This window comes from Pseudomonas allii, from assembly GCF_055380095.1.
Genome location: NZ_AP039450.1, coordinates 3,501,657 through 3,515,861, shown reverse-complemented (window position 1 = coordinate 3,515,861; position 14,205 = coordinate 3,501,657). Strand labels below are relative to the sequence as shown.

Sequence of the window (14,205 nt, the reverse complement as noted above, 5' to 3'; positions counted from 1 at the left end):
CTCACACCTCGTCTTCGCGCTGCAGTTCGAACAACAACAGCGAGCGCCCGGTCACGGCGTACTCGTGGTCGAAATCAAAGCGTTCCTGGCCGCGCACGGCGGGCTCGTTGGTATCGAGCATGCAGGTCCAGAACTCACCTTCGGGCACCGACGGCAAACGGAAATTGACCATGTCGTGATGGGCGTTGACCACCAGCAGCAAGGTAGCGTCGGCGCCGGGACGGCGAATCCCGGTTTCCTGGGCGCGACCATCCATCAACATGCCCAGGCAGCGACCGTGGCTGTCCTGCCACTGTTCGGTGGTCATCTCGTTGCCATCCGGCGCCAGCCAGGTGACGTCCTTCACGCCGATGTCTTCGTTGTAGTCGCCCACCAGGAAGCGCCCACGGCGCAGGATCGGGTAAGCCAGGCGCAGCTTGATCAAACGCTTCACAAATTTGAGCAGGGCCTTGCCGTCTTCGTCCAGGTCCCAGTTGATCCAGCCGATCTCACTGTCCTGGCAGTAGGCGTTGTTGTTGCCGTGCTGGGTGCGCGCAAACTCATCGCCGGCTACCAGCATCGGTGTGCCTTGGGACAGGAGCAATGTGGCGAAGAAGTTGCGCATCTGGCGCAGGCGCAGGGCGTTGATTTGCGGGTCGTCGGTCGGGCCTTCGACGCCGTGGTTCCAGGACAGGTTGTTGTTGCTGCCGTCCTGGTTGTTTTCGTCGTTGGCTTCGTTGTGCTTGTCGTTGTACGACACCAGGTCGTGCAGCGTGAAACCATCATGCGCGGTGATGAAGTTCACCGAGCTGTAGGGACGGCGCCCACGATGGTTGAACATTTCGCCGGAGGCGGTCATGCGTGCAGCGAAGTCAGCCAATTGGCCGTCATCGCCTTTCCAGAAGGCACGCACGGTGTCGCGGAAGCGGTCATTCCATTCCACCCAGCCCGGCGGGAAGTTGCCCACCTGATAGCCACCGGGGCCGCAGTCCCAGGGCTCGGCGATCATTTTCAACTGGCGCAGCACCGGGTCCTGGCGGCAGGCGACGAGGAAACTGTGGCGTTCGTCGAAACCCTCGCGGTAGCGGCCTAGGATCGTTGCCAAATCGAAGCGGAAGCCGTCGACGTGCATCTCGGTCGCCCAGTAGCGCAGCGAGTCGGTGACCATCTGCAATACGCAGGGGTGGCTCAGGTCCAGGGTGTTACCGGTGCCGGAGTCATTGATGTAGAAACGCTTGTCGTCCGGCATCAGGCGGTAGTAAGAGGCGTTGTCGATGCCGCGCATCGACAGGGTCGGGCCGCGCTCGTTGCCTTCGGCGGTGTGGTTGTAGACCACGTCGAGGATCACTTCGAGCTTCTGCTCATGCAGGTGCGCGACCATTTCCTTGAACTCGGCGATCTTGCCACTGGCCAGGTAGCGTGGGTCGGGGGCAAAAAACGCGATGCTGTTGTAGCCCCAATAGTTGGTCATGCCTTTTTGCAGCAGGTGCTGGTCGTTGACGAAGGCATGTACGGGCAGCAGCTCCACCGACGACACGCCCAACTGACGGATGTGCTTGAGCACATCGTCTTCCATCAGCCCGGCGCAGGTGCCGCGCACGGCTTCGGCCACGGACGGGTGGCGCATGCTGATGCCGCGCAGGTGGGTTTCGTAGATGATTGTACGGTCCCACGGCACGCGTACCGGTTGGTCGTTGCCCCAGGTGTGCGCCGGGTCGATCACCTTGCACTTGGGTACGAAGGGCGCGCTGTCGCGCTCGTCGAAGCTGAGGTCGTCATCCGGGTGACCAATGGTATAGCCGAACAGCGCCTCCGACCATTTGAGTTCGCCCACCAGCTGCTTGGCATAGGGGTCGATCAGCAATTTGTTGTGGTTGAAGCGGTGGCCGTTGGCCGGGTCGTACGCACCGTACACGCGGTAGCCGTAGATCAGCCCGGGATGGGCGTCGGGCAGGTAGCCGTGGAAGGTCTCGTCGGTGTATTCGGGGAGTTCGATACGTTCCAGCTCGACCTCGCCGGTGTCGTCGAACAGGCACAGCTCGACCTTGGTCGCGTTGGCCGAGAACAGGGCGAAGTTGACGCCCAGGCCATCCCAGGTGGCGCCGAGCGGGAAGGGCAAACCTTCACGGATTCGCGACGGTTCGTTGCCCGGCGTCGATGGGGTTTTATCGGGTTTGCTCATTGAGTTGCTCCTGCAAGGGTCTTTCTTCAGGCCGAACGCGGCCGTGCCGACGAAATTTCAGCTGAGAGTCTGGTAGGTGGAATCACCTCTTGCCGACAGCGCCGACAAGAGGCGGGGAATCAAGGCTTGGGTTTCTTCGCGGCGGGTGGTTTTTTAGCGGCCGGTGGCGCCGGCTTGCTGGCCGCCGGCTTGGCTTTGACCGGTGGCTTGGGCTTGGCGGCGGCCTTGGGTTTGCTCGGCGTCAGCGCTTCGGCTTCTGCCAGTTTGCGCGCCATCTCCCAGTGCCGCGCGTCTTGCCCATGGGGCTTGCCTTCGGACTCCCAGATCTGATGCGCCAACTCTTTTATGCGTTTTTCGTCAGTACTCATCGCAATGCTCCTCACAGAGAATTTTCAGCTTTCTTGATCATCAGGATTGATAAAGACATTGACCGGGAAATCCCCCAGGGCAGTGCTGATCAACAGCTCCTTGTCTGGTGTGACTGCGCCTGTATGAAAAAGTCCCTTCCAGTTTTTGGTTGACGCGGCGAACGGTAATTTCACCCGTGTATCGCCCCAAACCTGCGCATTGATTTGCGGGCGCACACCGTTTTCAAGCAGTTGATGCGTCCACCTCGGCACCACCACGAGCAGTTGTTTGCCCCGGTGTTCACGCGCGAACGCGACCACCCGTTCGGCATGTTTGCCGAGCACTTGCAGCGGTGTGTAGGTTCCCTTGCGAAACAGCTCGGGCCAGGCCTTGCGCAAGCCCAGCACCTGCGCGATCAACGCCTGTTTGATACGCCCGTCGCGCCAGTTGAACAACAGTTCGCCGATGTCCGGTGGGGTATCCAGCGCCTGTTGCCGGGCGTTGAAATCCACTGGCCTGCGGTTGTCCGGGTCGACCAGGCTGAAGTCCCAGAACTCATCGCCCTGGTACAGGTCCGGTACACCCGGCACCGTCATGCGAAGCAAGGATTGCGCCAGGCCATTGAGTGCACCGGCCGGTGCGATGGCCTGGGCAGCGGCACCAATGGCAGTGCGTAACGTGTGGCCTTCATCGCTGAGCAGCAGCCGTGAGAGGAAGGCTTCGACGCCTTGTTCATAGGCTTCGTTGGGCGCGCTCCAGCTGCTTTGCAATTTGGCTTCGCGCAGGGCTTTTTGTTGCCATTGCCACAGGCGCTGCCGGTAGCCCTCGAAGTCGTCGGTCTGGTCCAGGGGCCAACTGCCCAGCAGCACCTGGTAGAGGATCAATTCGTCGCCCGCCGACGGCGTGCTTGCGTCCGCCTTCAGCGGTGCGGCGAGGGCGCGCCATTGCTCGACTTGCTCGGCGTACCAGGGCGCACATTCACTCAATACCGCCAGGCGCGCGCGGGTATCTTCGCCGCGCTTGTGGTCATGGGTGGCGGTGGCCAGCAGGTTGTCGGGGAAGCTCTGCAGGCGTTGCTGGTTGACCCCATGGAAGTCGGCCAAAGGCGCGCTGAACTGCTCGGTGCCGAAGCCCACGTCGTTGCGCGACAGCAACACCGCCGAGCGATAGAACGCGGTGTCTTCCACGGCCTTGGCCGCGGAGGGTGAAGTGAGTTGCTGGAAGCGCACGCAGGCGTGCTTGAGAATTTTGCGTTCACGGCCCACCGGGCGATTACGCCACGGCTGGCCGCCCAGCCAGTTGGCCAGGTGGTCGAGCACCGGCCAGTCGCCTTCGCCCAGGGTCGTGCGGGCACCGTCCATGGCCTGCTGGAACAGCCTGTCGTCGGCGGCACTGCGGCCTCGGGCACTGATATAGGTGCGGTACACCGGGAAGTGCACGATCAGTTCCTGCAAGGCCCGGCGGATGGCGCCGAGGGTCAGGTCGCGGGTCATCACATCGTCGCGGGCTACTTGCAGCAGGGCCTGGGCCACGCTTTCGAAGTCGCCGCCAAGGGAGCCGTTGAGGATCTGCTGGCGGGCCAATTGCGCTTCTTCGATAAACGCTGCAGGCCGTTCGCTGTGACGGGTCCACAACGCGGCGAGTGGCGCAAAGCCGTCCGGGTGATGTTGCAGCAGTGAAAGCTGGTTCATGAACTCGTAGCCGGTGGTGCCGTCCACCTGCCAGTCTTCACGCAGGGTTTCGCCTTCGCCGAGGATTTTCTCGACGAAGATCGGCAAATGCCGCTCAGGCGACAGCGAGTCCACGCGGCGCCGCAGTTTGCGGCAGTAACCGCGTGGGTCGGCCAGGCCGTCGATGTGGTCGATGCGCAAGCCATCCACCAGGCCTTCGCTGATCAGATCGAAGATCTTGCCGTGGGTGGCTTCGAACACTGCGCTGCGCTCGACGCGCAGGCCACCGAGTTCATTCACATCGAAGAAGCGCCGCCAATTGATGTCATCCGCCGCCGTGCGCCAGCTGGCCAGGCGGTAGGCCTGTTGTTCGAGCAACTGATGCAGGCGCTTGAAGCCCTCGGGCTGACGCGCGTCGAAGGCCGTCAAACGTTGTTCGATTGCCGGTAGCACCTCGGTGGCGCGCTCGGCCAGCGCTTGCTTGAGCCACGCGGCCTCGTGGTAGGCGTCGTCCTGGTAGGCGAGGGCGCTGAAGCGCTCGGCCAGAGGCTGGAGCGGTTCATCGGTGCCCAGGATCGCCGCGTAATCCTTGGGGCAGATGGGAAAGCGGTGTTCGTAGTGCTCGACGTAAAATGTGCCGTGCTCGGCATCGAAGTGCAGGGTCAGGGTGCCGGTTTGCAGGGCTTCGCCGTAGTCGCTGCCGAGGAACGGCATCAGCAATTGGCCTTTGAGCAAGGGGTCCGGCGAGTGCCACTGAATGTCGAAGAATTCGCTGTAGGGGCTCAGGCGGCCCCACTCCAACAGGTCTAGCCACCAGGGGTTATCGGCACCGCCGACGGCCATGTGGTTGGAGACGATATCGAGGATCAGCCCCATGTCGTGTTCACGCAACGCAGCGACCAGGCGACGCAGCGCCGGCTCGCCACCGAGTTCCGGGTTGACCGTGGTGGGGTCGACCACATCATAGCCGTGCATGGAACCGGCGCGGGCGCTGAGCAGCGGCGAGGCATACAGGTGGCTGATGCCCAGCCGGGCGAAATACGGCACCAGCGGCACCGCGTCATTGAGGGTAAAACCTTTATGGAATTGCAGGCGCTGGGTGGCGCGCAGGGGCAGGGCTTTCATCGGTCACGCTCATAGGCTTGGTTGCGCGCGACGGCCAACAGTTCGAGGCGGCGGGCGGCACCGGCATTGTCGAGCAGGCTGGACGCCTCACCCGGCAGGCGACGGCGCCAGTTAGGGTGGGTGTCCGTGGTGCCGGGCAGATTGGCTTGTTCGTCCACACCGAGGGCGTCCTCCAGCGGCAGCAGCACCAGCGGTGCGCGGGTGTGGCCGAGGTAGCGCACGCTGGCGTCGATCATGTGGTCGGTTTCATTGCGGATCTCTTCGACGAAGTTCTGCGGGTCCTGGCTCAAGGCCTGGCGCAGCGCCTGGCGTTCGCGCAGGCGATGTTCGCTCCATTGCTCCACGGTGGGCGCATCGATCAGGCCGAGCTGGATGTTCCACTCGATATCGCGGCTGTGCCACCAACCGTTGAGGGTCGGTAAGTCGTGGGTGCTGGTGGTGGCCAGGGCGTTGTCCGGCCAGTCGAGGATCGGTTTGAACTGACCTTCGTGGTTCTGCTCGAACAGCAACACGCGCATGCCCAGAATCGAACGGGCGATAAGTTTTTCGCGCAGACCGTCCGGCACGGTGCCCAGGTCTTCACCGAGCACGATGGCCTGGTGGCGGTGGGATTCCAGCGCCAACAGGCGCAGCAGGTCGTCCACCGGGTAATACAGGTAGGCGCCGTCACGCGGCGAGGCGTCCATGGGGATCACCCACAGGCGTTGCAGGCCCATCACATGGTCGATGCGCAAGCCGCCGGCGTGGGCGAAGTTGGCCCGCAGCATTTCGATGAAGGCGCGAAAACCGTGGCGCTTGAGGCCTTCGGGGGAGAACGCGGAAATGCCCCAGCCCTGGCCGGCGCGGTTGAGGATATCGGGTGGCGCGCCCACGGTCAGGTCGGCGAGCAATTCATCCTGGCGGCTCCAGGCCTGGCTGCCGCCGCCGTCGGCGCCCACCGCCAGGTCGGCAATCAGGCCGACGCCCATGCCGCTGCCGCGTGCGGCGTGCTGTGCGCGCTCCAGGCACCGGGCGATCAGCCATTGGCAGAAGGCGAAGTAGCCGATCTCGTCACGGTGGTCTTCGGCGAACCGCGCCAATGCCGGGCTCTGTGGGGTGCGCCAGTCTTCTGGCCAGTGGCGCCAGTCGAGGTCTTCACCGGCAGCGGCGCGGGCGGTTTGCACGGCTTCGAAGCGGCAGTGGTTTTCCAGCGCCTCACCGCCGGCCTGGCGGAAACTCTGGAAGTCGGCGTGTTGCGGGTGGTGGCCGTGGCGGAAGTCTTCGTACAGCGTACGCAGCAGGCGCTGTTTGGCCCTGGCGGCAGTGGGCCAGTCGATCAGGCTGTGTTGCTCCAGGTCGTGCAGTTCATCCGCCAGGCCGCTGGCCTCGATGGCGTTGCGCACTTCGCGCTCGCCCAGGATGCAACCCGGCGAGGCATACAGGCTGTTGAGGAACAAGCGGCTGGAGGGCGAGTACGGGCTGTAGCGCGCGGTGTCGGCGCTGAACATCGCGTGCATCGGGCTGATCGCCAGCGCATCGGCGCCGCGCTCGGCCGCCGAGCGGGCCAGGTGCTCCAGGGCCAGGGTGTCGCCGAAGCCGCCATCGCCCAGGCGGCGCAAGCTGTACAGTTGCGCGCTGAGGCCCCAGGCGCGGGCAGGGCGGCTGTCGACCGCTTCGGCCACGCTGTAGCAATGGGTGGGCGCGACGGCCAGGGTGAAGGTCTGGTCGGCAATATGCACCTGGTGGTAGCCGAGGGCGATCACGCCGGGTAGGACGGCGTCGCCATCAAGGCGCAGCTCCAGGGTTTCACCGTCTTCAAGGCTGACCCGGCACAGCGTGTCCGGTTCGAAGTAGCGCGCCAGGTCCAGGCCTGCGCCGCTGTCGATGGTCAGCAGAGGCGGCAGGTGTTTGTTCTGTTGCACCTGTTCCAGGGCCAGCAGGCTGGCGTTGACTTCGGCATCGGTGTCGGCGGGGTGGCCGAGGCCTTTGAGGACGGCGCGCAGGGCGTCGGCCTTGACATGTTGCGGGCGGCCGTTTGCGTCGATCCAATCGACGGCCAGGCCCGCTCGGCTGGCGAGGATTTCCAGGTTCGCTTCGCTCAAGGGTGCTCTCCAACAGGGGATAGGGTGACGCGTGCGCTGTACGGCGGCAGGTGTGCGCCGGTACAGGCAGGCGTTTCAAACAGGACTGGCGCCGTGGCCGGGTGATCCAGTGGCGTGGCGCCCAGGTTGAGGTCGATCTGCAACAGGCTGCCATCGCCCAGGCGCCAACGGGCGCTCACGGCGCCTTCGGCCAAGACCTCGGCACCCAGGGCCATGCTGCCGGGTAAGTGCGGCACGATATGACGGTGGCGCAGGCTGAGTAACTGGCGATAGAGCTGGGCGTGGTCGTTATCGTTGAAGCTCGGCGTGGTCTGCAAAAAGGTCGACAGGGCATTCGGATCGGGGATGCGCTCGCGCCGCTCCGGGTCCTGGAACGCGGCGAAATCCTTGAACTCATTGCGGCGGCCTTCGCGCACCGCTTCTGCCAGTTCGCCATGGTGATCGGTGAAAAACAGGAACGGCTCGCGGGCATTCGACTCATCACCCATGAACATCAGCGGGATCATCGGCGAGAGCAACAGCAGGGCGGTTGCCGCCTTCAGCGCCTGCGGCGAGCACAGTTGATGCAGGCGCTCGCCCAGGGCGCGGTTGCCGATCTGATCATGGTTCTGCAGGAAGGCCACAAACGCGCTCGGCGGCAGATGCCCACTGGGTTCGCCACGCTCATGGCCATGCCGGGTGGTATGCCCCTGGTAGATAAACCCTTCGCCCAGGCAGCGCGCCAGCTTGGCTGTGGGCTCCTTGGCGAAGTCGCTGTAATAGGCGTCGGTTTCGCCGGTCAGCAGCACATGCAGGACGTTATGGAAGTCATCGTTCCATTGCGCGTCGAAGTCCTGTTGCAGGAGGCTGGCCTGGTTGAGTTCGTTTTCCAGCATCAGCCAGACGTGCCGGCCGGTGTCCACTTGCTCGCGCACGCGGTGCGCCAGTTCCTTGAGAAAGTCCGGGTTGTCGATGGCGTGGACGGCGTCCAGGCGCAGGCCGTCGAAGCGGTACTCGAGCAACCACATCAAGGCGTTGTCGAGGAAAAAGTCGCGTACCTCGCGTCGGTTGAAATCGATACCGGCACCCCAGGGCGTGTGCACGTCTTCCTGGAAGAAGCCCTTGGCGTACTGGCCCAGGTAGTTGCCGTCCGGGCCGAAGTGGTTGTAGACCACGTCGAGGATCACCGCCAGGCCGTGCTCATGGGCGCAGTCGATCAGGTGCTTGAGCTGTTCGGGCGTGCCGTAGGAGGCTTGGGGCGCGTAGGGCAGGACCCCGTCGTAGCCCCAGTTGCGATCGCCGGGAAATTGCGCCAGCGGCATCAATTCAATCGCGGTAACGCCCAGCTCGGCCAGGCGTGGCAGGTGTGTTTCGATGGCGGCATAACCACCCATGGCGCCGACATGCAGTTCATAGATGACAGCCTCGTGCCAGGGGCGGCCTTGCCAAGTGCTGTGGCGCCATTGATAAGCGAGGGAGTCGACCACCACGCTCCAGCCGTGCACATCGCCGGCCTGGGCGCGGGAGGCCGGGTCGGGCACATCCATTTCCCCATCGATATTGAAGCGGTAGCGCGTGCCCGCCGGGCACGCTATTTCGGTTTCGAACCAGCCCTCTGCCTGAGGCAGCATGGCAATGGACTTGCCGTGTTCCAATTCAACGCTGACATAAAACGCGTCTGGCGCCCACAAGGCGAAACGCGTGTGTTGCGCGTCCAGCATGATTGCGCCGTGGGGCCAGGTTTCCAGAGTCCGTAACGGCATCTATAGAGACCTCCCGTTGATTATTTAGCGGATTTCCCCAGTGCTTTAGCCACCAGCTGCTCGTACAGTTCGGCGTAGGGTTCGACCGCCTGGCTCCAGTTGAACGGTTGAGTCATCGCTCGGCTGCGCATGGCATTAAGCAGGCCAGGGAAGGCGAACACCTTGAACGCACGGTTCAAGGCTTCTTTGTAGCTGTCGACCGTGGATTCATTGAACAGAAAGCCGGTTACACCGTTTTCGATGGTGTCGGCCAGGCCGCCGGTGTTGCGGGCGACGGGCAGCGAACCAAAGCGCTGGGCGTACATCTGGCTCAGGCCGCAGGGCTCGTAGCGCGACGGCATCAGCAGGAAATCGCTGCCGGCGAACATGCGGCGGGCATCGGTCTCGTTGAAGCCGATGCGCACACCGATCTGGCCGGGAAAGCGCAGCGCCAGTTCACGCATGGCGTTTTCTTCTTCCGGCTCGCCGCGACCGATAATGGCGATCTGCCCACCTTGCTCGACGATAAAACTGGCCACCGCTTCGGTGAGGTCCAGGCCTTTCTGGAACACCAGGCGTGACACCACCGCAAACAGCGGGCCGTTCGAGTCATGCAGGCCGAACAGGTTGCGCACCTGTGCGGCGTTGACCGCCTTGCCGTCCCAGTCGCCAATGTTGAAATTGTGCGTCAGGTGCGGGTCGGTGGAGGTTTCCCAACTGTCTTCGATGCCGTTGGGAATACCGCTGAGCAAACCTTGCTGGGTCTTGCTGGCCAGGAAACCATCGAGCCCGCAGCCGAACTCGGGTGTGGTGATTTCACGGGCGTAGGTGGCGCTCACCGTGGTGATGTGGCTGGAATACGCCATGCCGGCCTTGAGGAACGACATCTTGCCGTAGAACTCCATGCCTTCCTGTTGCAGGGCGTGGGGCGGAATGCCTAGCTCTGGTGTCGACGCCAGGCTGATCACGCCCTGGTACGCCAGGTTATGAATGGTGAACAGCGTCGGTGTGCGTGACCCACGCCAGTGCATGTACGCAGGCGCCAGGCCGGCGGGCCAGTCGTGGGCGTGCACCAGGTCCGGGCACCAGTGGATCTGTGCCAGGTTGGCGGCCATGTCGGCGGCGGCCAGGCCCAGGCGGGCGAAACGAATATGGTTGTCCGGCCAGTCGCGGCCGTTGTTGGCGCCGTAAGGCGTGCCTTCGCGCTCGTAGAGCTCGGGGCAGATCAGTACATAGATGACCAGGCCATCCTTGAGGTCCATGCGCCCGATCTTGCACGGCGGCAGCGCCGCGTGGCCGCCCAGCTCACCGATGATATGAATCGGGTTGTCGCTTTCCATCACCTGCGGATAACCGGGGATCAGCACCCGCACATCGTGCAGGTGGGCCATGGCGCGGGGCAGGGCGGCGGAGACGTCGCCCAGGCCACCGGTCTTTACCAGGTCGGCGAATTCGGAGGTCACGAACAGGACTTTCTTGCGGTTGGGGTTGTAGGTGGGAACCGGCCGCACCGTGGTGAGGTCAGCCAACGCGGTTGCCCCGCCAACGGTCTGACTAACACGCTCTCCCTGAATACTTGCAGCGGCACTGATCATAGTTCTCTCCACGTGTTGGTCGGCTAATGGCCGGTTGCCATTAACTCCTTCGACCGCATCCTGCGGCCACGCGCACAAGCGCTGTACAGATCTGGCAAGGCTTATGCCAGTTGCACGGTTGGCAGATATAGATTGGATGGACGGGCATCGGGCTGGAACCGTGTGCGCTCGTCGTACCTTAAAACTTGACCAATGGCCGAGTTGAAAAGTTTAGATTTTCTGCGGGGTTTTTGTTTTGGAACGGACCCATCGGTCATGAGTCTAGGACAGATCCCAGAGCCTGTAGGGTTTCTAGGAAGATTTTGTAGGACAAAAAAATTGTAACCATATGCCAGGGTGGAGCGGACCCTGTGGTGAGCAGGCTTGCCCTGCGCTGGAGTGCGAAGCGCTCCCAACCGGGACTTTCGAAGATTGAACCGATATTCAGGGCCGCTGCGCGCCCCAGCGCAGGGCAAGCCTGCTCACTACAAGGTCGGGTGGGCGCCGCGCTTGTGCGGAGCGCCCTGGGATGGTGCATCAGCCCAGCACGCGAATGGGCGCTCCTTTGGCCCAGGCTTGAATGTCTTCGATCATCTGTGAATAGAACTGCCGGTAATTCTGCTCGCTCACGTAGCCAACGTGCGGGGTGGCCAGCACATTCGGTAACCTGCGGAACGGGTGATCCGCCGGCAACGGCTCCTCGGCATACACATCCAGCGCCGCCCCGGCCAGGCGGCCGCTTTCCAGGGCCTGCACCAGTGCCTGCTCATCCACAATCGGCCCGCGTGCGGTGTTGACCAGGCGCGCGCCGGGTTTCATCCAGCCTAGCGCCTGGGCATCCACCAGCCCACGGCTGCGGTCGCTGAGTACCAGGTGCACGGTAAGGATGTCCGCCTGTTCAAACAGCGCCTGCTTGCTGACCCAGGTCACGCCGGACTCGGCGGCACGTTCCGGCGTGAGGTTTTCACTCCAGGCAATCACGCGCATGCCGAACACCTGGGCAAACTGCGCGACCTTCTGGCCAATGCTGCCGAGGCCGAGAATCCCCAGGGTCTTGCCGTGCAGGTCGCCGCCGAGGCCGACTTGCCAGTGGCCGGCACGCAATGAATTGGCTTCGGCTACCAGATTGCGGGTGGAGGCCATGATCAGCGCCCAGGTCAGCTCGGGGGCTGCGTGTTTGTAACTGTCGGTGCCGCAGACCTGAATGCCCAGGGCTTTGGCGGCGGGAATGTCGATGGCGGCGTTGCGCATGCCGCCGGTCACCAGCAATTTGAGCTTGGGCAGACGTTGCAGCAGAGCCTTGTCGAAGCTGGAGCGCTCGCGCATCACGCAAATCACCTCGAACTCCCGCAAACGCTCGATCATCGTGGCGGTATCCGCCGTGTAATCGTGCAGGAAGTGCACCTGGCCCACCGCCTCAAGGACTGACCAATCCACCACGCCACTGGCCACATTCTGCCAATCATCAATGACTGCAATCTGTACCGACATTCACGAGCGCCTCGAAAAAGTTTGGATTAAAGGGCGTTCAGCCCCTGCAACAGCGTTTTGTGGAACTGGGCCGGTTCTTCCATTTGTGGCGCATGCCCCAGGCCCGGGAATTCCACCAGGGTGGCGTGGGGGATCAGCTTGGCCACTTGCTTGCCCAACACGGCATAGTTGCCGAGCTTGGCTTTGACGGCTGGTGGCGCGACGTCCTTGCCGATGGCGGTGTTGTCCGATGTGCCGATCAGCAGCAGCGTCGGCATCTTCAGGTCCTTGAACTCGTAGTACACCGGCTGGGTGAAGATCATGTCGTAAATCAGCGCCGAGTTCCATGCGACCCGCGTATGCCCGGGGCCGTTGCTGAGGCCGGCGTACATGTCTACCCAGCGCTCGTACTCCGGCTTCCAGCGCCCGACGTAGTAGGTGTTGAGCTGGTACTTGCGAATGCCCTCGGCGCTGACGTTCAGCTCACGGGCATACCATTGGTCGACGCTCAGCGAGGGCACGCCCAACGCTTTCCAGTCTTCCAGGCCGATCGGATTGACCAGCGCCAACTGTTCGGTTTGCGCGGGGTACATCAGGGCGTAACGCGTGGCAAGCATACCGCCGGTGGAATGGCCGATAAGAGTGGCCTTCTGAACACCGAGCGTTTCCAGCAGTTGGTGGGTATTGAGCGCCAGTTGCTGGAAGCTGTACTGGTAATGATCGGGCTTGCTGGAACTGCAGAAGCCGATCTGGTCCGGCGCGATCACGCGGTAGCCGGCGTCGCTCAGGGCCTTGATCGAGCCTTCCCAAGTGGCGCCGCAGAAGTTCTTGCCGTGCATCAGCACCACGCTGCGACCGTTGGGCTTGCCCTTGGCCGGCACGTCCATGTAGCCCATTTGCAGGGACTCGCCTTGGGATTGAAACTCGAAATGCTTGAGCGGATAGGGGTATTCAAAGCCTTGCAGTTCGGGACCGTAGGTGGCGGCAAATACCGGGGCAGCGGTGGCCGTGAGCAGGCCGGCGATGCAAGAAGCGCGGAACAGAGGCATGGGCAGGGCTCCGAGAAAGGTGGTTCGGATGCTGTTGCCCAAGGATTAACTAGCGATTAAGCGGGAATTAACACCCATTGCAAGGTCACGGCGGCCAGCACGCCATAACGCAGGCCTTTGGCCAGGGTCACCAGCAACAGGAATCGCCACAACGGCTCGCGCATCACCCCGGCCACCAACGTCAGCGGGTCGCCAATGACCGGCAGCCAACTGAGCAACAGTGTCCAATGGCCCCAGCGCTGGTAATGCTTGCGGGCTTTGTCCAGTTGCTGGTCGCTGACCGGAAACCAGCGCCGCGCCTTGAAGTGCTCCACCCAGCGCCCCAGCCACCAATTCACCACCGAACCGAGCACATTGCCCAGGGTGGCGATACCCAGCAACAGCCACAGGCTGTAATGCCCGCTGAGCAGCAGGCCGACCAGTACGGCTTCCGATTGCAGGGGCAGCAAGGTCGCGGCGCCGAACGCCGCGAAGAAAAGCCCGAGGTAACCCGCGATCATTGCGCCGGGTATTCAGCCACCACCACGTCTTTACCCTCACGGGTCAGGCCGATGACCTGATAGGCCTCGCTGCGGCCTTCCACTTCCATGCCCGGCGAGCCCATGGGCATGCCCGGCGCGGCGACGCCCAGCAGGTCGTCGCGCTTGCGCAGGGCCAGCACCTGTTCGGCAGGCACGTGGCCTTCGACAAACTTGCCGTCGATCACGGCGGTGTGGCACGAGCCCAGGCGCGCCGCTACGCCCAGGCGTTGCTTGACGGCGCTCATGTCGGCTTCGACATGGTCATTGACCTTGAAGCCGTTGCTTTCCAGGTGGCTGATCCATTTTTTGCAGCAACCGCAGTTGGCGTCGCGGTGCACGTCGATGGGGATCAGGTCGGCGGCCTGGGCCAGGGTGGCGGTGAACAGGGTCGACAGTAGGGCCAGGCGCAATGGGGTTTTCATAGGATCTCGCGTGCAGGAGGTGACTATTGGGATGGCGGCGATCATGACGACGTCATCGCGGGC

Annotated in this window: 10 protein-coding genes; all 10 read right to left on the bottom strand. The window is 63.2% G+C overall.

The window, feature by feature from the left end:
- Position 1 precedes the first annotated feature (1 nt).
- The gene (gene glgX, locus ACZ445_RS15740) at positions 2 to 2,161 is read right to left on the bottom strand and encodes a glycogen debranching protein GlgX (protein ID WP_179030179.1); all 2,160 of its coding nucleotides are present in this window, start codon (positions 2,159 to 2,161) and stop codon (positions 2 to 4) included.
- A gap of 119 nt (positions 2,162 to 2,280) precedes the next feature.
- Positions 2,281 to 2,529, bottom strand: coding sequence for a DUF2934 domain-containing protein (locus tag ACZ445_RS15735; protein WP_179030180.1), 249 nt, complete (start codon positions 2,527 to 2,529; stop codon positions 2,281 to 2,283).
- A gap of 24 nt (positions 2,530 to 2,553) precedes the next feature.
- Entirely contained in the window at positions 2,554 to 5,304 is a 2,751-nt protein-coding gene (locus tag ACZ445_RS15730) for a malto-oligosyltrehalose synthase (RefSeq protein WP_464703674.1), read from the bottom strand.
- Entirely contained in the window at positions 5,301 to 7,385 is a 2,085-nt protein-coding gene (gene malQ / locus ACZ445_RS15725; protein WP_464707237.1) for a 4-alpha-glucanotransferase, read from the bottom strand. Before malQ ends, ACZ445_RS15730 begins: the two co-directional genes overlap by 4 nt.
- Positions 7,382 to 9,127: a malto-oligosyltrehalose trehalohydrolase gene (treZ, locus tag ACZ445_RS15720; RefSeq protein ID WP_310863011.1), complete on the bottom strand. Its 1,746-nt coding sequence runs from the start codon at positions 9,125 to 9,127 to the stop codon at positions 7,382 to 7,384. The genes malQ and treZ overlap by 4 nt, the downstream gene beginning before the upstream one ends.
- A gap of 20 nt (positions 9,128 to 9,147) precedes the next feature.
- The gene (gene glgA / locus ACZ445_RS15715; RefSeq protein WP_058426171.1) at positions 9,148 to 10,701 is read right to left on the bottom strand and encodes a glycogen synthase GlgA; all 1,554 of its coding nucleotides are present in this window, start codon (positions 10,699 to 10,701) and stop codon (positions 9,148 to 9,150) included.
- Between the two features lie 516 nt (positions 10,702 to 11,217).
- Entirely contained in the window at positions 11,218 to 12,171 is a 954-nt protein-coding gene (locus ACZ445_RS15710; protein ID WP_464707236.1) for a D-2-hydroxyacid dehydrogenase family protein, read from the bottom strand.
- A 26-nt stretch (positions 12,172 to 12,197) separates the two neighbouring features.
- Positions 12,198 to 13,199 (bottom strand): alpha/beta fold hydrolase, encoded by a 1,002-nt coding sequence (locus ACZ445_RS15705; protein ID WP_464693704.1) that lies wholly within the window; start codon positions 13,197 to 13,199, stop codon positions 12,198 to 12,200.
- A gap of 56 nt (positions 13,200 to 13,255) precedes the next feature.
- Positions 13,256 to 13,699: a YqaA family protein gene (locus ACZ445_RS15700; RefSeq protein ID WP_464703670.1), complete on the bottom strand. Its 444-nt coding sequence runs from the start codon at positions 13,697 to 13,699 to the stop codon at positions 13,256 to 13,258.
- A complete protein-coding gene (locus tag ACZ445_RS15695; protein ID WP_464703669.1) occupies positions 13,696 to 14,142 on the bottom strand; it encodes a DUF411 domain-containing protein in 447 nt (148 codons plus the stop codon). Before ACZ445_RS15695 ends, ACZ445_RS15700 begins: the two co-directional genes overlap by 4 nt.
- Positions 14,143 to 14,205 lie beyond the last annotated feature (63 nt).